Here is a 20092-nt window from a genome sequence, read left to right as displayed (position 1 = left end):
TCACTCACCGTGTGTGAGCGATGCCCGTAAGAGCGCCCGCACCTCGCACCGCCGGACGCACCGATGCGTCGTCCTGCCAAGTCCCCACATTCCGAGGCGTTTTGACGCCCGCTTCCGACCCCCGGCGACCCGCCGGCACCGGTGGGCAGACCCCGGATCGCCGCACCGGGACCACGGATTCGTGACGGAAAGTGTTCACGTAACAACTTCGCGTCGCACGGAAACCGGCCCCGGTCCGCGCGGCCCCGGCCCGCCTCGGGCATGGTTATCCCTCACAGAGATGACTGACATCATCATTCATCTCCACCGCATGGGAAGCGACGAGGCCTCCCCAACGCTGGACCACGCGTAGGGGCGGGTGCCGGCGAACGGCCCCGCCCGCAGGAGAGCCCCACCCGGACCGCACGACGCGGTTCCCGTACGAGGAGAGACAGCACCCGTGCTCGCATCAACCGCACAGCGGGCCCCGCGCACCACCGCGTCCGGCAAGGACGTACACGGTGTGCCGGGCTGGCTGGTCGCGCTGCTCGCCGTCGCCACCGGTATGACGGTCGCCAACCTCTACTACGCCCAGCCGCTGCTGTCCTCGCTGAGCCGGGTCTTCCACCTCGGTACCACCGCCGCCGGAGGGCTGATCACCCTCACGCAGGTCGGCTATGTGATCGGCATGCTGTTCCTGGTGCCGCTGGGCGACCGGCTGGAGAAGCGCCGGCTCATCACCGCGCTGCTGGCCGTCACCACGGTGGCCCTGGCCGTCGCCGGATTCGCGACGAGCTTCCCCGTGCTGCTGCTCGCGTCCCTGGTGAGCGGCGCCACGTCGGTGGTCGCGCAGATCCTGGTGCCCTTCGCCGCGAGCCTGGCCCCCGACCACGCGCGGGGCCGGATCGTCGGCCGCGTCATGAGCGGGCTGCTCACCGGCATCCTGCTGTCGCGCACCATCAGCAGCCTGGTCTCCGACATCGCCGGTTGGCGCTACGTCTACCTGGGCTCAGCCGTCCTGATGGCCCTGCTCGCGGTGGCGCTGCGCGTGGCCCTGCCGGAGCACGCCCCGACGACCTCGATGCCGTACGGCCAGGTGCTGCGGTCGACGGCACGCCTGGTGCGCACGCACCCCGCGCTGCGGCGCCGGGGGCTGTACCAGGCGGCGATGTTCGGCGGGTTCAGTGCCTTCTGGACCACCGTGTCCTTCGTCCTGACCGGGCCGCGCTTCCACTACTCCCCCGTCGGCGTGGCCCTCTTCGCGCTCGTCGGGGCCGCCGGTGCCGCCGTGGCCCCGCTGGCCGGGCACTGGGCCGACCGCAGGCTGGTGCGGCCCATGACGGCGGCCGCGTTCGCCGTGGCGGCGGTGGGCTTCGCCCTAGCGGGCTTCGGCGGGCACCACATCGTCCTGCTCGCCCTGGCCGCGATCCTGATCGACATGGCCGTGCAGACCACGATGATCCTCGGCCAGCACACCGTGTATCAGCTCGACGCCGGCGCACGGGCCCGGCTCAACAGCGCCTTCATCGCCATCTTCTTCACCGGCGGCGCCCTCGGGTCCCAGCTCGGCTCGCTCGCCTACCACGCCGCGGGCTGGACGGCGGTGAGCGCGTTCGGCGCCCTCCTGCCGCTGCTCGCGCTGGCCTACTGGGCCACCGAGCCGCGGCGGCCGCGGCCGGACGCCGCGGGCTGAGGCACTCGGAGCGGGCGACCGCGGCGGGGACCGGCCGGTGTCATCCCGGCACGCCGGTCCCCGCCGCGGGGATGTGCTCGATGTGCCGCAGCAGGGCCTCGACCGCCGGGGTCGGCTCGCCCTGCGGCCGGACCACCATCACCTTCCAGGCCGGGACGTGGTGGGTGAACCGCCGCACCGCCAGGCCGGGGAACCGGGCGGCGATGGACGCGGGCATGATGCTCACGCCCAGGTCGTGGCGGACCAGCTCGGAGGCGGCGACGATGTCGTTCACCTCGTAGACGGTGGCGCGTTCCACGCCGGCGGCGCGGAACGAGCGGTCGACGGCGTACCGGACCGCCCACCCCGGTGAGAAGTCGACGAAGGGCAGCCGGGCCACCTCGGCGTGCGACACCACGTCGGTCTCGGCGAAGGCGCGCGCGGGCGAGGCCACGAGCAGCATGTCCTCGCGCGAGAGCAGGCGGGTCACCAGGCCCCGCTGCTGCTCGCGGGCGAGCGAGACGACGGCCAGGTCGACGGTCCCCTCGCGCAGCGCCTGCCGGATGTCGGCCACGGCCGCCTGCCGCAGGTGGACGCTGACGCCGGGATGGTCCCTGCGCAGGTTCGCGAGGGCATGGTGCAGTCCGGCCCACACCCCCTGCATCGTGCCGACGGTGACGCGCCCGCGCAGTTCGCCCCGTACCGCGTCGACGGCGGCCCGCGCGTCGGCCGCGGCCCGCAGCGCCGTCCGCGCCGCGGGCAGGAAGGCCTCACCGGCCGGGGTGAGGGAGACGCGGTGCGTCGTACGGTCGAAGAGCGGGCTGCCGAGCTCCTTCTCCAGGGCGCGCACCGTCCCGGACACCGCGGACTGCACGACGTGCAGACGCCGCGCCGCCGCGGTGAACCCGCCCTCCTCGGCCACGGCGACGACCACTTCCATCTGCCGCAGGTCCATCGGCGCCCACCACCGTCCTCGCGTGTCCCGGGCTCTGGTGGGTCATCTCCGCGGGAGATGGCCCGTACCCGTGATCATCGCATCCGCCGGGGCGCGCGGCGGGGCGGGGCGGGCGCAGTGGTTCACGCGGAGGGTTCGCGGGCCCGGACTCCGTGGCACTGGACCACGACGGCGGCGATGTCGTCGCCGAGCCGTCCTCCGCCGTACCGGAGCAGGTCCTGGTGGAGCCGGTCCAGCAGTTCGCGGGGCGACCTGCGGCCCTGGCCCCTGATCCAGTCGGCGAGCGGGAAGAAGGCACCGGTGCGGTCCCGGGTCTCGGTGACCCCGTCGGTGTAGAGCAGCAGCTGGTCGCCCGGGTCGAAGGCGAAGGTGTCGACCCAGTAGCGGCCGCCGATCAGCCGCGCGAGGTTGAGCGGCGGGGACGGTGTCGTGGGCTCCAGCACGCGGATCTCGCCGCGGTGGATCAGCAGCGGCGGGGGGTGCCCGCAGTTCAGGATCCTGACGTGGCCGCTGCCGTGCGGGATCTCGGCGAGGACGGCGGTGGCGAATCGTTCCGGCAGATCGGGCCCCGGGAAGGTGGCGCTGTGCCGGGCGATGCTGGTCTCCAGGCGCGGCGGGATGTCCATCAGATCGGGCTCGTCGTGGGCGCTGTCGCGGAAGCAGGCGGTGATGGCGGCCGCCGCGCCCACCGCCGACAGGCCCTTGCCGCGTACGTCGCCGATCAGCAGCCGCACGCCGTGCGGGGTGTCGGCCGCCTCGTAGAAGTCGCCGCCGATCCTGGCCTGCTCCTGCGAGGCCAGGTACAGCGACTCGATCTCGACGGACTGCATGCGGTGCGGCAGCGGCCGCAGCAGCACCTGCTGTGCCGCGTCGGCGACGAGCCGCACCTGGAAGAGGGCTTCCTCGCGCTGGAGCCGGACGTGGCTGGCGTAGGCCGCCGCCAGCGTGACCGCGACGATCGCCGCGCCCGTGTACGGGGTCCCCAGGTCGGGGTAGACCATGCCGACGCCGATCATGACCAGGAGGCAGCACACGCCCAGCAGGATCGTGGGGATCACGGGCCACATCGCGGCGGCGAGGGCGGGCGCGGTGGGCAGCAGCCGGCTGAACGCGATCTCGCGCGGTGTGGCGAACGCGAGGACGGCGATCAGGACGGTCAGCAGCACCGGCGGCAGCAGGGCCGCCCGCCACCGGCCGACGCGGCGGGAGCTACTGCCCCGTAACTGTCTGCGCATGACCACGAAACGCATCATATCGGCAGAAAGAGTTCAGCAGCAGCCTCGCGGTTCAGGGGCGGGGGTGGCCCAGGGTGAGGACGCCGGCTCGGCGCGCGGGCCCGGTCGCCGCCGCGGACTCAGGCCCTGCCCAGCCGCGGGAACACCACGGAGAAGTTGACGGCCCGTCATCATCGAGGCGCAAAGCGCTCCTTGACGTTCCTGGTGCTCAGCTCCGCGCCCGGGCGCCCCCGTGGACGGCCGCCGTCCTGTGCGGGCGTGCCTTCCCTTCGGAGCACCGCGCGGCGTGGGACAGGGCCTGCCCGTGTGAGCGGCGGAAAGGCGGCCGCATAGGCTTCACGGGTGTCCGACGAAACATCGCTCTCCCTCTTCGCCCTGCCGCCCGGGGCCCGCCGTACGACGCTGCCGACCCGGCGAGGTGAATTCGCCGCCCTGGAGGCCGCTCCCGAGACCCCGGTCCGGGGCACCGTCCTGCTGCTGCCCGGCTACACCGGCAGCAAGGACGAGTTCATCCCCCTGCTGCGGGCCGTGACGGACGCCGGCTACCGCGCGGTCGCCGTCGACGGCCGCGGCCAGGACGCGACGACGGGCCCGGACGAGGAGTCCGCGTACGCGCAGGAGGCCCTGGTGGCCGACGTCCTGGCCCAGGCGGAGGCGCTGGCCGTGCCCGTGCACCTGCTCGGCCACTCGATGGGCGGACAGGTCGCCCGCGCCGCCGTCCTCACCGACCGCCGCCCCTTCCTGTCCCTCACGCTGATGTCGTCCGGCCCCGCGGAGGTCGGCGACGAGCGGGCGTTCCTGCTGAAGCTGCTGCTGGACGCCCTGGCGACCATGACGATGCAGCAGATCTGGGACGTGATGCAGCAGCTCAAGCCGTCCGCCACGACGCCGGCCGACACCGAGCTCCTGCGGCAGCGCTGGCTGCGCAACAGCCCGGTGCAACTCCGTGTCGCCGGGACCCGGTTGCTGGAGGAGCCCGACCGGACCGACGAACTGGCCGCCGTGACGGCGCTGCCGGTGCACGTGCTGTACGGAGACCGGGACGACGCCTGGGCGCCGGACCTCCTCGCGGACATGGCCCGCCGCCTCGACGCCCACCGGACCGTCGTGGCGGACGCCGAGCACTCGCCCAACCTCCAGCAGCCGGCGGCCACGGCGGCGGCCCTCACGTCGTTCTGGGACGCACTGCCCGCCGCGGGCGACGACGGCCCGCCAGCCGGCAGCACCCGTAGATCGTGAACGAGATCGTCGTGACGTAGGGGCTGATGGGGATGGTGCTGCCGAGCGCGAGGAGGATGCCGCCCTCGATCGAGAGGACGGCGAATCCCGCGCTCAGCACCGCCAGCAGGACCGGTGAGGCGGTCACCCGCGCCGCGGCCGCGGCAGGCGTGACGACGAGGGTCAGGACCAGCAGCGCCCCGATGATCTGCACCGACAGCGCGACCGCCGCCCCCAGCGCGAGCATGAAGGCGAGCGACAGCCCGCGCAGCGGCACACCGCGGGCGGCCGCGACCTCCGGGTCCGCGCTGGCGAACGTCAGCGGCCGCCACATCACCGCCAGGGCGGCGAGGACGAGCACGGACGTGCCGATCAGCCAGGTCGTCTGCGGGGTGTCGACCGCCACGATCTGCCCGGTGAGCAGTCCGAACTTGTTCGCGGCGCGGCCCTTGTAGAGCGCGAGGAAGAGCACGCCCAGGCCGAGCCCGAACGGCATGATGATGCCGATCGCCGAGTTGCGCTCCCGGGCCCGCGCGCCGAGCACGCCGATCGCGCCGGCCGCCGCCAGGGAGCCCACGATGGAGCCCGCCACCACGTTCACGCCGAGCAGCAGGGCGCCCGAGGCCCCGGCGAAGGACAGTTCGCTGATCCCGTGCACGGCGAACGGCAGGTCGCGCATGATCACGAAGACTCCCACCAGCCCGCCGACCAGTCCGATCACGGCACCGGCGATCAGGGAGTTGCGGACCAGGGGCAGGAGTTCGCCGTAGTGGTCGAAGACGAAGACCTGCTGCCACAGGCCGTCGGCGAGCGTCACGCCTGTCATATCGGTCATCTCCGTGTCTGTTCCGGCAGTTCGGCGTGGTGCGGAGGGGCGGCCGTCTCGTCGGGCGCGCCGACGACCGTGACACGGCCGCCGACGCGGACGACGTCGACCCGGGTCCCGTACAGCTCGGACAGCGACTCCGAGGTCAGCACCTCGTCCGGGGGCCCGGAGCGGTGGCCGCCGCGGGCGAGGTAGAGGACGCGGTCGGCCGCGGCCAGCACCGGGTTGATCTCGTGCGTCACGAACACCACGGCGGTGCCGTGCGAACGGCGCCGGGCGTCGACGAGCCCGGTCACCGCCCGCTGGTGGTGCAGGTCCAGGGAGAGCAGCGGCTCGTCGCACAGCAGGATCCGCGGATCGCCCGCCAGCGCCTGCCCGACCCGTACGCGCTGCCGCTCGCCGCCGGAGAGCAGGCCGACCGGCTCGTCCGCGTAGGCCTCGGCCCCGACCGAGCGCAGCACCTCGTCCACCCGGCGGCGCACCGCGCGGCCGGACCGGCGCGGTCCGAAGACATGGCCGTCGATGCCGAGGCGCACCAGGTCCCGGGCCCGCAGCATGGTCTGCGCGGACAGCGCGGCCTGCTGCGGGATGTAGCCGATGTGCCGACTGCCGCTGCGCGGGGGTTCGCCGAGTACGGTCAACGTCCCGGCGGACAGCGGCCGCTGGCCCAGCAGTGCGCGCACCAGACTGGTCTTGCCCGCGCCGTTGGGACCGAGGACGGCGAGGAACTCACCGGGCCGCACGTCGAGGTCCAGCCCCTCCCACAGCACGCGCGTACCGTAGGCGAGCGCGCCACCGCGCAGGCTGATCACCGGGGCCGCGGCGGTGCCGCCGGTGCCGCTTTCCGGGGAACGGCCCTGGCGGGCCGGGGGGATGCGGGCCGCGGCCGGGTCGCTCATGCGCCCAACGCGGCGGCGAGGGCGTCGACGTTCGCGGTCATCCAGCCGAGGTAGTCCTTGCCCTGCGGCAGCGTCTCAGTGACGGGGACGACCGCGACACCGGCCGCCTCGGCGGCCTGCTGGACCTTCTCGGTCTGCGGGCCCGAGGTCTGCTCGTTGTAGACCAGCGCCTTCACCTTCTTCCCGGTGAACAGCGCCAGGGTGTCCTGCAGCGTCCGCGGGGAGACGTCGTCGCCCTCCTCGATGGCCTCGCTGAAGTCCGGGGGCGTGGCGTTGCGCAGGCCGCTGGCGTCGAGCAGGTACAGCGGGACCGGTTCGGTGATCGCCACTGCCTCGCCGCCATGCGAGGCCTTGATGTCGGCCTCCTTCGCCATCAGGGGCTCCAGCTTCGCCTTGAACGCGGCGGCGTTGGCCTTGTAGTCGCTCGCGCCCGCCGGGTCGGCCCCGGCGAGCGCCCCGGCTATCTCGTCGGCGATCGCGGCGACGGAGGGGAAGTCGTACCAGATGTGCTCGTTCAGCTCACCGCCGGGCGGGGCGGTCTTGCCCGACACCTTCACCGCGTTGATCACACGGGCGGAGCCGTTGCCCGCGCTGCGCAGCATGCGGTCGACGAAGTCGTCGTAGCCGCCGCCGTTCTCGATCACGACCTTGGCCTTGGACAGCGCCAACTGGTTCTGCGTGCCCGCCTCGTAGGAGTGCGGGTCCTGGTCGGGACTGCTGATGATCGAGGTGACGGTGACCCGCCCGGCGCCGATGCTGCGGGCGACGTCCCCGTAGACGTTCGTGGACGCGACCACGGGCACGTTCGCGGACGGTGCGGATCCGGAGGCCGCGGCCGTCGGCGACGAGGTGTCCGACGCGGTGTCCTCCGTGGTGCCGCACCCGGCGGCGAGGACCGCGAGGCAGAGTCCGGCACTCAGGGCCAGGAGCCGGGACGGTGACGTGGGCAGGGACATGGATTCCTCCGACGCGCTGGGCAAGGGGTGGCGGCCCGGCACGGCGCGGTGCGTGGCGGGCTCTGGCGAGGACTATACACAAACGGTTTTCATTTCCGATAAGCGCTTCCGTGCCGCCCACGGCCCCTGGGGGGAGGATGGTGCGGGGATCACCCGGGACCCCCGACATGGCGAGAGGGCGGGACATGACCGAGGCACTGGTGCTCGGCGGCGGAGGCGTCGCCGGGATCGCATGGCTGACCGGGCTGCTGGCCGGGCTCGCGGACGCGGGTCAGGACGTCTCCGGGGCCGAGGTGGTCGTGGGGACGTCGGCGGGTTCCGCCGTCGCGGCCCAACTGGGCAGCGGGCTGACCCTGGAGGAGCTGTACGCCCGGCAGACCGAGCCCGGGCTCCAGTCCGCGGAGATCATGGTCGACGTGGACCTGACGACCCTCGGCGAGCGCATCGGCGGCTCGCTGCAGGATGCCACCGGTATCGCGGACATGCGCCGCGCGGTGGGCAGGTTCGCGCTGGAGACGGAGACGGTGACCGAGGAGGTGCGCCGCAAGGTCGTCGAGGGGCGCCTCCCCTCGCACGACTGGCCCGCCCGCACGCTCAGGATCGTCGCCGTGGAGGCCGGGACCGGCGAGCCCCAGGTCTTCGACAACACGTCCGGCGTGAGCCTGGTCGACGCCGTCACGGCGAGCTGCGCCGTGCCCGGCGTCTGGCCGCCCGCCACCATCGGCGGTCACCGCTATGTCGACGGCGGCGTCCGGTCGGCCACCAACGCCGACTACGCCGGGGGCGCCTCCCGGGTCCTGGTGCTGGCGCCGCTGGGGAGCACCGACCTGTTCCCCACCGAGGTGACCCTGGAGCAGGCCGTCCGCGAACTGCGCGCCGGCGGCGCCGAGGTCGCGGTCGTCGAACCGGACGAGGCCTCGCTCGCCGCCATCGGCACGAGCCCGCTGGACCCGTCCACGCGCCGGCCCTCCGCCGAAGCGGGCCGCGCGCAGGGGCGCGCGCTCCGGCTTCCGTGGAGCCGCTGACGGGGTACGGCAGTGGGCCCCCGCAGCGGCACGTCGCTGCGGGGGCCCACCTGGGGGAAAGGGTCAGGAGCAGGTGCCCGCCGGGCGGTTGCGGGTCACGAGATCGGTGTCGGTGGTCGTGGTGTCCAGCCACAGGACACGCCGCCCGGTGTCGGCGGCGGCGTTGGCCTGCTGGCCGTGGCTGCACGAGACCCGGCCGAGCGGGGCGCCCTGCGGGGTGAACTGGTAGAGCTTGGCCAGGGAGTCGTTGTAGTCGTCGAAGACCTGGCTCCAGGACGCGTAGACCGTGAGGGTGACCGCGGTGTCCGAGGCGGTCAGGCCGTAGGCGCGAACCGGGTGCGCGCTCTTCTCCGGGATGAGGTCGGTGACATGGGAGCCGTCGATGTCCGCCCGGCGCAGCGTGGTGAAGTCGTCGTCGGTGTAGTCGGTGTCGATGACCCAGTAGACCCCGGAGGCGGTGACGACCGGGGCGCTGATCCACTCCGGCTGCGAGGGTGCGCCCAGCATCGTGGTGGTGCCGGCCGCGATGTCGTACACCTCGACGGCGACTCCGTAGACACCGTCGAACAGGCCGTCCTGGATGTACGCGATGCGCCCGTCGCGCACCGACGGCTCCGCGGCCTGGTTCTCCTCGCGGCTGAGCGGAACCTTGCGCGGGACGGTCGCGCCGCCCTTGAGGTAGAAGACCCGCTGGCGGCCGGACGACGCCTCGCGGTACGACCACGCCACGGTGTCGCCGTCGACGCTGAGGCCGCTGATCTCGGCAGTGGTGCTGAAGAGCGTCTTCGGCTTCCCGCCGGTGACCGGCGCGGCCAGGATGTCGTAGGTGCGGGTGTAGGGGTCGTCAGGGGAGACGAGGTCGCCGACGGCCACCCAGACCACGCGCTTGCCGTCGGTGACGGGGCTGAGGTGGGAGCGGCCGTCGTCCGGGGAGACCTGGCGGGGCTTGCCGGAGCCGTCGGTGCGGCCCACCCAGACGGCGTACGGGGCCAGGCTGTCGGCGCTGGACTTCGGCGCCGCCCACCAGCCGTTGCTCGCGCTGGGGTTGTTGCCGCTGCCGGTGTACGACATCAGGGTGCCGACCCGGCCCATGAGGACGTCGCTGTCCAGGCCGAGGGACTTCTCCCAGCCGGGGACGATGCCGTGGGCGTCGAAGGCGCCCTTGACGACGGCCAGTTGGCTGCCCTTGACGCCGAGCGACCGGGCTGCCGCGACGACCGCATCACGGCCCTCGTCGAACCCGTCGAGCGGGGCTATGTAGGAGGTCAGGGCACGGTAGACGATGCGGTCGGCGAGCGTGCCGCCCAGCTGCTCGCGGATGTCCCACAGGGCGCCGCTGAAGATGGTGGAGTTCATGTGCACGCCACCGTTGTCGTACGAGGAGCCGAGCGGCAGGCCGAGGAACTTGGCCGTGGTGGCACCGTCGTTGAGGTCGCGGAAGGCGCACTGCCGCGGCGTGCGGGTACGGCACAAGTCGCCGCCGATGAGCCCCGCGTCGGGGTCGGTCATCGGGGTGTGGTTGACGGTGACGTCAATGGTGTTGCCGAAGTAGTCGGCGATCGCCTCGTTCATGGCGCCGGACTGGCCCGCGTAGACGAGGTTCGCGGTGTGCTCGACCACGCCGTGGGTCATCTCGTGGCCGACGACGTCGAGGTCGGAGGCGAGCGAGCGGTACTCGTCGTCGCCGGTGCCGTAGACCATCTTGGTGTGGTCCCAGAAGGCGTTGACGAACGGGGAGCCGAAGTCCGTCACGCCGACCAGGGAGTTGATGGTCATGCCCTTGCCGTCGAGGCTGTCGCGCTTGAAGGTGTCGCGGTAGAAGTCGTACACCTGGCCCGCCGCCCAGTGCGCGTCGACCGCCCCGGTCTCGGTGAACTCGGGGCCCACCTTCGGCGTGGGCGAGACGAACGGGACGACGCTCTCGGGCCACGCGCCGGAGACGTCCTGGTACCAGACGCTGGAGGCGTCCCAGGTCTGGATGACGCCGTGCTGCTTGCTGTCCGCCATGTGCGCGGTGTCGCGCAGCAGGTACTGGCCGGTGGCGGTGTCCTTGGTCAGGTACAGCGGCACGGTCCTGCCGCCCAGCAGGGTCCCGCTGCCGGTCACGCTCCCCGAACCGGCGCCGGGAGTGGCCGGCTTGCCGGTCCGCATCGATGTGCCCTCGGTGCCGACGGCGGAGGCGGCGGGCGCAGCGGCCGCGAAGGTCGGAAGGCCGCCGGACTGGAAGAGCGCGACGCCGGTGGCGGCGTCGACGTACACCTCCTGGACGAGCGGCGTGCGGGTAGCGGGGTCGGTGCCGCGCACGGTGACATGACGGGCGAGCACGCCCTTGCCGACCGGCAGGACGGTCAGGCCGCGGTCGGTGCCCGACAGGTCGTCCGCGGCGGACTTGGAGTGGGCCGGGCGGTAGCCGCCGCGGGCCAGTCCGGACCGGATCTCCTCGACGGCGCTCCGGACGGCGGTGGCCGCGGGGAGGGACGGCCGGGCGGTGTCGACGTCCAGGGCGGTGAAGTAGGCACCCGAGGTGCCGGTGACGGTCCGCTTCCCGTCCCGGTGCGTCATGCGCACCACGTACTGCGCACCCAGGACCGGCACGCCCCGGTACTTCTGGCCGAGCCGCACGGTCTCGGAGCCGTCGGCCTCGGTGGAGACCGAGTCCGTGACCAGGTCCCGGTCCGGTGCGGGGATCCGGTACCGCTCCTGGTGCCCGGCCAGGTGCGACCGCGCCGCCTCGGCGGCCGGGGCCGACGCGTCCACCGCGTCGTCAAGCCCCTCCACCAGCGCGGGAGTCGCCGTGCCGGGAGCCGGCTCGGTGCCGGCCGGCGCGGCCGGTGCCGCTTCCTCGGCGTGTACGGGAGACGTCAGGCCCGCGACACCCAGCGCCGTGGTGACGGCGAGCAGGGCGGCGAGGCCGGCGCGGCCGGGTCTGTGAACGGGCGTGCGCCGTGTACGAGATGACATGGACAACGTGCCTCCGACGGCCCGGTGCGAACCCGGGCCCGGTAGTGGGACATCCGATGCCTGGCGCACCATCGCGCCCGCGGCTCGCCCCGACCCTCGTCGCCTCACGCGCGCATGACAAGAGAAGATCCCTTGGGAGTACGCGCAATTGCACAGGTGCGAAGGCCGGGTGTCCGTCAAGCGCGGGCGCCGGCACGCGCGAGGACCCGCGATACGTCGGAGGGAACGGCCGGTCTCAGCCCGAGGGGGTGCGCAGCGCGAGGACGGCCAGGTCGTCGTGGCCGTCGCTCGGGTGCTGGTCGGCGATGACCGAGCAGAACCGGTCGACCGGCAGGTGGGAGTTGGCCGAGGCGAGTTGTGCCAGAGCCCGCAGGCCGATGTCGACGGGGACATCGCGGTGCTCGACCAGCCCGTCGGTGTACAGCACGACGGTGGAGCCGGGTTCGAGGCGGTGGGCGTGGTCGTGCCGGCGCTCGCAGATGTCGACCCCGAGGGGCAGGTCCGGCTCGGGAGCCAGATAGCGGGCGTGGCCGTCCGGGGTGACGAGCAGCGGCGGCGGGTGGCCGGCCGTGCTCCAGTGCAGGGTCCACGCGTCGGGGCCCCTGGTCTCGATGCGGACCAGGCAGGCCGTGGTCACGCAATGCTCGTCGAAGGCGTCCAGCGTGGTGTCCAGCCGGGACAGGACGGCGCTCGGCGGTGTGCGCAGTTCGTAGAGCAGCGCACGGAGCATGCTGCGGGTCTGGGCCATCGAGGCGGCCGCCCGCAGGTCGTGGCCGGCGACGTCGCCGACGACGGCGGCGCAGGAGCCGTCGGGCAGCAGCACGGCGTCGTACCAGTCGCCGCCGATGTGCTCGGGCTGCACGGGCGGCCGGTAGACGGCGGCCGCCTCGACGGGACGCAGGTCGGGCAGGCCGGGCAGGAAGAGGCGCTGGAACTCCTCGTTGCGGTCGCGGACGCGTTCGAAGAGGCGGGCGTTCTCGATGGCGACGCCCGCCGTCCCGGCCAGTGCCACCAGCATCGCCTCGTCGGACTCGTCGAAGGGGTTCCCGTCGAGGCGCTCGGAGAGGTAGAGGTTGCCGTAGACCTGCTGGTGCACGCTGATGGCCACGCCGAGCAGCGTCCGCAGCTTCGGGTGGCCGGGCGGGAAGCCGACGGACTCGGGGTGCCGGGCGATGTCGGCCACGCGCAGCGGCTCGGGGTGGTGGATCAGATAGCCGAGCAGACCGCGGCCGCGCGGGAGTTCCGTACCGGCCAGGCGCTCCTTCTCGGACTCGTCGAGGCCGACGGTGAGGAACTCCGCCAGGCTCTCGCCCTTGGCGTCGAGCACGCCGAGCGCGCCGTAGCGCGCCCCGACCACGTCCACCGCGGCCGACACGATGCGGGACAGCACGACTTCGAGATCGAGCTCGCGGCTGATCGCCAGCATCGCGGCCATCAGCAACTGCAGCCTGCGCTGGGCCCGCGCCAGGTCGTTCAGCTCCGTCGAGATGCGTTCCAGGCCCGGATCCAGCGGGAACCACGCGTGTCCCAGTCCGCCAGGGTCCCGCCCGGCGCCACTCACCTCACCCATAGCAGCGACACTCGCCCACGACGATCCGACAACGGCACGAAGCGCACACGACACCACCAGACACCACGATGCAGAACAAAAGCTTCGGCGGTGCCCGCGCGGTCCGCCACCGCGCGCCGCACCGCCATCAGGGTGGCGGCGCGCGCCGCGGCGCCCCGGGCGGCGGCCGGCGGCGGCGTGCCCTGGTGCGCGGGGGCGCGACGTCCCGCCCATGCACATGGGCGCGGTACGGGCCAGTCGGGGCGGGCGGGCACATCACCGGCATGGCCCACGGCGACCGGGAGGGGTCAGCCCGCCGCGTGGGTACGGGCGTAATGGCGTGCAACGCGGGCGCGGTTGCCGCAGATGTTGCTCGTGCACCACTTGCGGCGCGGGTTCTCGGCGAGGAACAGCATCGAGCACTCGGGGTTCGCGCAGCGCCGCAGCAGGCGCAGCCGGTCGGGGCTGCCCAGCAGGGTGATGGCCTCGCCCGCGATGGCGGCGAGTGCGGCGTTGCCGCCGTGCTCGGTGTGCCAGCGGGTGGCGGCGCGCGGCCCGTCGCCGGTGAGGACGAGGCGCGGGCTGGCGGGCACCGCCGCGGCCGCAGCGTTGATGTCGTCCACGGCGGCGGCGTCGGCGGGACGGTCCTCCAGATGGGCGTCCAGCACCTCGCGGATCGCGGCGCGAAGCCTGCGCGTCGCCCCCGGGGCCGGGACCGGGCCCGGGGGGAGCCGGCGGGACTGGATGTCCCACCAGGCGGTGGCGGCGGCGGACGGTTCGATGAGGTCGACGGGCGGCTCGGCGGCCGTCATCACCGTGTCGGCGAGATCCAGCGCAACCAGGGGCTCGCCCCCCATGGGGAAGCCCGCGGCTTGGAGCTCCTCGACGCTTACTTGAATGCTCACATAGTGATGCTACCCATTAGTCACGAAGAGGTCCACCTCGCACTTTCGCGACGCGTCCCGGCTGCCGTTGCCTTCAGGTTCTAATGGAACTAGTGTCGATTGAAGCATTAGCCATCGACACGGAAGAGGGACCGCCATGGGACTGTCATGGCAGCAAGGACCGCTCTCCACCACCAGGCTCGGGCGCTTCCTGGTCCCGGACCCCCTCCCCGAGCGGATGCTGTTCGCCGAACGGCTGCGCCGCCGCATGCGGGTCCGGTACGCGGGCGAGTGGATCGCCGACAGCGAGAACGTGGTCCTGCTCCACGAGCCCGGCCGCTATCCGGTGGCCTACTTCCCGCGGACCGCCGTCCGGGACGACGCGCTGCTCCCCACCGGCCGCACCACCCGGCACCAGGACCTCGGCGAGACCTCCTGGTTCACGGTGCGGGCCGGCGACCGGCAGGCCGAGCGCGCCGCCTGGCAACTGACCGCCCTCCCGGACCACGCGAGCGAGCTCGAAGGGCGCGTCGCCTTCGCCTGGCGGGCGATGGACGCCTTCTACGAGGAGGACGAACGCATCCTCGGGCACGCCGCCGACGCCTACCACCGCATCGACATCCGCGGCACCTCCCGCACGCTGGAGGTGCGCTCCGAGGGCCGTGTCGTGGCCCGCTCGGAGCATCCGGTGGTGCTGTACGAATCGGGGTTCGCGCCCCGCTGGTACGTGCCGCGGGCGGACGTCGACGAGACCGCGCTCAACCCGGCCGAGGGGCAGACGTTCTGCCCCTACAAGGGCCTCGCCGACTACTACGACATCGGCGGCTCGCGGAAGGCCGCGTGGTCGTACCGCGACGCCTACCCCGAGGTCGCGCGGGTGGGCGGACTCGTCTCGTTCGAGCCCGACAAGGTCGAGGTGCTGCTCGACGGCGAACGGCTCGTCCTCGAACCCGGCCAGCAGGTCGTCCCCCACGGCGTGGACCGCGGCCTGGACGCCGCCGAGGTCCGCGGCGCCTGACATCCCGGGGGCGGCGCGCCGGCCGCCCCTCCCGACCACCAAGGAGATCCCTCATGCCCACATCCCTCAAGGACCGGACCGTGCTCGTCGTCGGCCGCGGCAGCGGGATCGCCCGGGCCGTCGCCGACGCGGCGCTCGCCGAGGGCGCGCGCGTCGTGGCGGCCGGCCGTTCGGTGACCGGCCTCGAGGAGGCCTACCGCGGCACCGGTGTGACGGTCCGTCACGTCGACCTCACCGACGAGGCGTCGATCGCGGCCCTGGCCGAGGACCTCGGAGCCGTCGACCACATCGTGTCCGCGGCCTCCGCGCGCGCCCGCGGCCTGGTCGGCGAACTGGACCCCGCGGCGATCGTGCTGTCCTTCCACACCAAGGTCGTCGGACCGCTCATGCTGGCCAAGCACTTCGCGTCGCGGATGCCGGGGGACGGCTCGTTCGTCCTGCTCTCCGGTGTCGCGGCGCTCGAACCCGACCCGGGCTTCATCGGCGTCGCCGCGACGAACGGCGCGGTCAACACCGTCACCCGCTCGCTGGCGGTCGAACTCGCCCCGATCCGGGTCAACGCCGTCTCCCCCGGCACCGTCGACACCGGCGCGTGGGACGCGCTCGGCGACAAGAAGAAGAGCGACTTCTTCGCCCGGCTGTCCGCCGCCAATCCCGTCGGGCGCATCGGCACCCCCGAGGACGTCGCCCACGCGGCGGTGTTCGCGATGACCAACACCTTCCTGACGGGCGTCTGCCTGCCCGTCGACGGCGGGCAGCCGCTGGTCTGACCGGCGTCCGTACCGGGCCGGCCGCACTCCTGTGCGGCCGGCCCGGTCGTGTCGCCGTGCGGTGAACCAGGCGCTCCGCCTCCCCAGTTGGCCAACCCGTCCCTGCGCGTGGCAGCGCCCGGTGTCGTCCATGGGACATGGCGCCGATGCGACGCCGGGATGTGTTGGCGGGGCGCCGCCATGTGCGGATCATTCATCGAGGCTCCCGATTTCCCAGCCTTTTGTGCTCAGTTAGGAGATCCTTTGCCTCCCTCCTTCCGGCATGGCCGGCGGCTCGCCGCCGTCGGCATCGCCCTGTCCTTGTTCCCCGCACTCGGCGCCGTCTCCGCGTCCGCGTCCCCGCCTCCCGCCACGAGCGCCACGACCGCCGGTCTCGCCGCACGCGCGGCGGCGGCCCAGGGCAGTGGTGCCCCCCGCACCGTCACCCTGATCACCGGCGACGAGGTGACCGTCACCGGCAGCGGCCCGCTCACCGTGACGTCCCTCCACGGCCCCGACGGGCGGCCCGTGGCGGCATCGACCACGAAGGCCGACGGCGAGACCTACGTGTACCCGGACGAGGTCATGCCCTATGTGTCGGCCGGTGTCCTCGACAAGAACCTCTTCAATGTGACGCGGTTGCTGGCCTACGGCTACGACAACGCCCGCACCGACCGCACACCCCTGATCGTCCGCTACGCCGACCCGGCCCACGCGCGCGCCAAGGCGATACCCGAAGCGGCCGCCGGCGTACGGCCCCTGACGAGCATTCAGGGCGCGGCGGTGGCCGCGAGGCACGACGGCGCGGCCGCGTTCTGGGACTCCCTCACCGAAGGGGTGAGCCCTGCCGCCCTGAACCGCAGCAGCACCCTGCGCACCACGGTCGACGGCGCGCAGGGCTTCACGAAAAAGGGCGCCGCGGGGAAGCGGGCCGCCGCGCCGGTCCTGGCGGGCGGCATCGAACGCGTCTGGCTGGACGGCAAGGTGAAGGCCGATCTCGCCGACACGGTCGCCCGGATCGGGGCGCCCGAGGTGTGGAAGGGCGGCAACACCGGTCAGGGTGTGGACGTCGCGGTGCTGGACACCGGCGTCGACGACGGGCACCCCGACCTGTCGGGCCGGATCGCCGCGGAGGAGAGCTTCGTCCCCGGCGACACCGCCGTCGACCGGCACGGCCACGGGACGCACGTCGCGTCGACCATCGTCGGCACCGGGGCGGCGTCCGACGGCAAGGAGCGGGGCGTCGCCCCGGGTGCCAGGCTCCACGTGGGCAAGGTCCTGGACAACACGGGCTCGGGACAGACCTCCTGGATCCTGGCCGGCATGGAGTGGGCGGCCCGCACCGAGCACGCCAGGGTCGTCAGCATGAGCCTGGGCAGCTCCGACCCCAGTGACGGCTCCGACCCGATGAGCATGGCCGTCGACAGCCTGAGCGACGAGACGGGCGCCCTGTTCACGATCGCCGCGGGCAACTCCGGCCGGAGCGGGACGATCGGCGCGCCGGGAGCCGCGGACGAGGCGCTGACCGTCGGTGCCGTCGACACCTCCGACGCGCTCGCGGGCTTCTCCTCGCGCGGGCCGCGGGCGGGCGACGCGGCCATCAAGCCCGAGATCACCGCGCCGGGCGTCGGGGTGCTGGCGGCGCGGTCGCAGTACTCGCCGGGCGAGGGCCCGTACACGACGATGAGCGGCACCTCCATGGCCACCCCGCACGTCGCGGGCGCGGCCGTGCTCGTCGCGGCGGCGCACCCGGGCTGGACGGGCCGACAGATCAAGGACGCGCTGGTCAGCACCGCGAAGGCGACCCCCTCGTACACCGCCTACCAGGCGGGGAACGGGCGCGTGGACGCCGCGGCGGCCGCCTCGGCGACGCTGCTCGCCACCGGCACCGTCTCCGAGGGCGTGCAGACCTGGCCGCCCGCACCGGGCGCGACCGTCGACCGCGACATCACTTACACCAACACCGGCGACGCCCCCGTCGCCCTCGACCTCGCGGTGACGTCCCCCCGCTCCCCCGCGGGACTGTTCACCCTGTCGGCGCCAAAGGTGACCGTGCCCGCCCACGGCACCGCCGCGGTCACCGTGACCACGCACCTGGACGCCACGGCCCTCGGCACCTCGTACGACGCCCGGGTCGAGGCCTCGGCCGGTGACACGGTCAAGGTGGCCACCGCCGTCGGTGTCTCAACGCGGAACGAGCAGTTCGAGCTCACCCTCGTGCCCAAGGACCGCTCCGGACGCGTCGTCACCGGCGAGACGCTGGTCTTCGTCCAGCAGGGGCAGGACCCCGGCCTCATGGGGTGGCTGACCATCGAGGGCCCCACCACCTTCCTGATGGACGGCGGCCCCTGGACCGTCGCCGCCACCGTCCCGGTGGAGGGCGTCCACGGACCGCGCTCGCGCGGCCTCGCCCTGCTCGCCGTGCCCGAGCTCACCCTCGACCACGACACCACCCTCACGCTCGACGCCTCCAAGGCACGCCGGCTCACCGCGGTCACCCCGAAGGAGACCGTCACCACCGCGATGCGGGTCGACTACATCCGCACCCGCGAGGCCTCCGGCACCTGGCAGTGGAACTTCGGCTCCTGGCCCGACTACGACAGCTTCTTCGTGCTGCCCACCGACGGGAAGCTCGAGGACGGCATCTTCGAGCTGCGCGCCCGCTGGCGCGACGAGCAGCCCGTGCTGAAGATCTCCGCCGACGGCGAGGACGTCGACGACATCCTGGTACGGCAGGCGGCACAGCCGCTGCCCAAGGGCAACCTCCGCCTGGACACCGTCTGGGCCGGGCAGGGCACCCCCGCCGACTACACCGGTCTCCAGGTCCGCGGGAAGGCCGCCGTCGTACGCCGCGACGAGTCCGTGTCCCTCGCCGAGCAGACCGCCGCGGCGGCCGGGGCCGGGGCCCGCATGCTGCTCGTGGTCGACGGCGGGGACGGCCGGCGGCTGGACCCGCGCACCGACGTCAGCCCGCCGATCACCGTCGTCGGGGTCGGCGAGGACCAGGGCGAGGCCCTGATCCGCGGCGCCCAGCAGGGCGGCGCCTCACTGCGGCTGCACTCCGACCCGGTGACGGACTACCTGTACGACCTCACCCGCGTCTGGACGGGCGCCGTGCCCGCCGATCCGACGTACCGGCCGCGGGCCGGTGAACTGGCCGAGGTCAAGACCGAGTTCGACAATTCCCGGCAGGCCGACGCCCGGGACTACCGCTACGACATCTGGCCGGGGTTCTCGCTGGTGGGCCTCGGCACCGAACTCCCACGCCCGGCCCGGGGCACCCGCACCGACTGGGTCTCCACCGACTCCGGCGTCCAGTGGGCGCAGGCGGCCACCGTCATCGGGGAGGTCAGGACCCTGGCGCCGCAGCGCACGTACGCGCCGGGCAGCGTGACCCACGACCAGTGGTTCTCGCCCATCGCGCGGCCCCGCGCGAACTGGGCCTTCCCGGGCAACGGCAGCTGGCGCCAGGACGACGCACTGTTCATCACGGTGCCGGGCTGGGGCGACGGGGGCACCCGCCGCGAGGGCTACGCCGTCACCCCGGACGCACAGTCCACCGCCTCGCTCTACCAGGGCGGCACCCTGCTGGCCAGCTACCCCGGCACCTTCGTCTACACCGGCGGCCTCAAGCCCGAGCCGCTGCCGTACCGGTACCTCCTGGAGACCGCGCGCGGCGACTGGGACAGCCCCTACTCCACCAGTACGCGCACGGCGTGGGACTTCACCTCCGCCCCCGGCCGGCTGCACGAGGGCGTCGCCCTGCCGATGATCCAGCTCGACTACGCCGTCGACACCGACGACATGGGCCGGGCCGACCGTGACGCGCGCTTCACGGTCACGCCCTCGCACCTGGCGTCGCCCGAGGCGGAGCAGCAACTGCCGCCCACCTGGGCCATCGGCACGGTCGGCCTGGAGGTCTCCTACGACGACGGGGCCACCTGGCACCGGGCCCCGCTCAAGCACATCGGCGACGGTTGGCGCACCCGCCTGGACGCCCCGAAGGACGCGTCCTACGTCACCCTCCGCGCCACCGCCTCCGACGACCGGGGCAACGCGGTCGACCAGACCGTCACCAGGGCCTTCGGCCTGAAGTGACCCGACCCGGTGCGGGCCGGAGCGGTACGCCGCCCGGCCCGCGCCGATATCCGGTCGACGCGGGCCCG

Annotated in this window: 14 protein-coding genes; 6 read left to right on the top strand and 8 right to left on the bottom strand. The window is 73.4% G+C overall.

The window, feature by feature from the left end; translation table 11 throughout:
- Positions 1–439: 439 nt before the first annotated feature.
- Positions 440–1672: an MFS transporter gene (locus ABZ883_RS11420; RefSeq protein ID WP_360905247.1), complete on the top strand. Its 1233-nt coding sequence runs from the start codon at positions 440–442 to the stop codon at positions 1670–1672.
- Between the two features lie 40 nt (positions 1673–1712).
- Here ABZ883_RS11420 and ABZ883_RS11415 read toward each other — a convergent pair whose 3' ends face one another.
- Both ABZ883_RS11415 and ABZ883_RS11410 read right to left on the bottom strand, forming a co-directional pair.
- Positions 1713–2606: a LysR family transcriptional regulator gene (locus tag ABZ883_RS11415; RefSeq protein WP_360905245.1), complete on the bottom strand. Its 894-nt coding sequence runs from the start codon at positions 2604–2606 to the stop codon at positions 1713–1715.
- A 122-nt stretch (positions 2607–2728) separates the two neighbouring features.
- Entirely contained in the window at positions 2729–3841 is a 1113-nt protein-coding gene (locus tag ABZ883_RS11410; RefSeq protein WP_360905243.1) for a PP2C family protein-serine/threonine phosphatase, read from the bottom strand.
- A 342-nt stretch (positions 3842–4183) separates the two neighbouring features.
- Here ABZ883_RS11410 and ABZ883_RS11405 point away from each other — a divergent pair, with 342 nt between their 5' ends.
- Positions 4184–5080, top strand: coding sequence for an alpha/beta hydrolase (locus tag ABZ883_RS11405; RefSeq protein ID WP_360905241.1), 897 nt, complete (start codon positions 4184–4186; stop codon positions 5078–5080).
- Here ABZ883_RS11405 and ABZ883_RS11400 read toward each other — a convergent pair.
- Genes ABZ883_RS11400 through ABZ883_RS11390 form a run of 3 tightly spaced genes read right to left on the bottom strand, consistent with a single transcriptional unit; the run spans position 5007 to position 7734 of the window.
- Positions 5007–5876 (bottom strand): metal ABC transporter permease, encoded by an 870-nt coding sequence (locus ABZ883_RS11400; RefSeq protein WP_360905610.1) that lies wholly within the window; start codon positions 5874–5876, stop codon positions 5007–5009. The genes ABZ883_RS11405 and ABZ883_RS11400 overlap by 74 nt on opposite strands.
- A gap of 14 nt (positions 5877–5890) precedes the next feature.
- Positions 5891–6784: an ATP-binding cassette domain-containing protein gene (locus ABZ883_RS11395; RefSeq protein ID WP_360905239.1), complete on the bottom strand. Its 894-nt coding sequence runs from the start codon at positions 6782–6784 to the stop codon at positions 5891–5893.
- Entirely contained in the window at positions 6781–7734 is a 954-nt protein-coding gene (locus tag ABZ883_RS11390; protein ID WP_360905609.1) for a zinc ABC transporter substrate-binding protein, read from the bottom strand. The genes ABZ883_RS11395 and ABZ883_RS11390 overlap by 4 nt, the downstream gene beginning before the upstream one ends.
- A gap of 191 nt (positions 7735–7925) precedes the next feature.
- On the opposite strand from ABZ883_RS11390, the gene ABZ883_RS11385 reads away from it, so the two are divergent.
- Positions 7926–8765 (top strand): patatin-like phospholipase family protein, encoded by an 840-nt coding sequence (locus ABZ883_RS11385; RefSeq protein ID WP_360905237.1) that lies wholly within the window; start codon positions 7926–7928, stop codon positions 8763–8765.
- 63 nt (positions 8766–8828) lie between these two features.
- Here the strand turns inward: ABZ883_RS11385 and ABZ883_RS11380 are convergent, their stop codons facing one another.
- The 3 genes from ABZ883_RS11380 to ABZ883_RS11370 all read right to left on the bottom strand — a co-directional run bounded on the left by ABZ883_RS11380 (position 8829) and on the right by ABZ883_RS11370 (position 14180).
- Complete coding sequence (locus tag ABZ883_RS11380) at positions 8829–11726, bottom strand: M4 family metallopeptidase (RefSeq protein WP_360905235.1); 2898 nt, start codon at positions 11724–11726, stop codon at positions 8829–8831.
- 235 nt (positions 11727–11961) lie between these two features.
- Entirely contained in the window at positions 11962–13296 is a 1335-nt protein-coding gene (locus tag ABZ883_RS11375) for a GAF domain-containing SpoIIE family protein phosphatase (protein ID WP_360905233.1), read from the bottom strand.
- Between the two features lie 287 nt (positions 13297–13583).
- Complete coding sequence (locus tag ABZ883_RS11370) at positions 13584–14180, bottom strand: ABATE domain-containing protein (protein WP_360905231.1); 597 nt, start codon at positions 14178–14180, stop codon at positions 13584–13586.
- 136 nt (positions 14181–14316) lie between these two features.
- Between ABZ883_RS11370 and ABZ883_RS11365 the strand changes: the two genes are divergently transcribed.
- From ABZ883_RS11365 to ABZ883_RS11355, 3 genes are all read left to right on the top strand, one after another.
- Positions 14317–15177: a DUF427 domain-containing protein gene (locus tag ABZ883_RS11365; RefSeq protein ID WP_360905228.1), complete on the top strand. Its 861-nt coding sequence runs from the start codon at positions 14317–14319 to the stop codon at positions 15175–15177.
- Positions 15178–15230: 53 nt separating this feature from the next.
- Positions 15231–15947, top strand: a complete 717-nt coding sequence (locus ABZ883_RS11360; RefSeq protein ID WP_360905226.1) for an SDR family oxidoreductase — start codon at positions 15231–15233, stop codon at positions 15945–15947.
- Positions 15948–16190: 243 nt separating this feature from the next.
- The gene (locus tag ABZ883_RS11355; RefSeq protein ID WP_360905224.1) at positions 16191–20024 is read left to right on the top strand and encodes a S8 family serine peptidase; all 3834 of its coding nucleotides are present in this window, start codon (positions 16191–16193) and stop codon (positions 20022–20024) included.
- Positions 20025–20092: the final 68 nt, after the last annotated feature.

The organism is Streptomyces sp. NPDC046977, from assembly GCF_040644455.1.
Classification (GTDB): domain Bacteria; phylum Actinomycetota; class Actinomycetes; order Streptomycetales; family Streptomycetaceae; genus Actinacidiphila.
The sequence above is the reverse complement of the archived record's forward strand: the minus strand, read 5'-3'. Positions and strand labels throughout refer to the sequence as shown.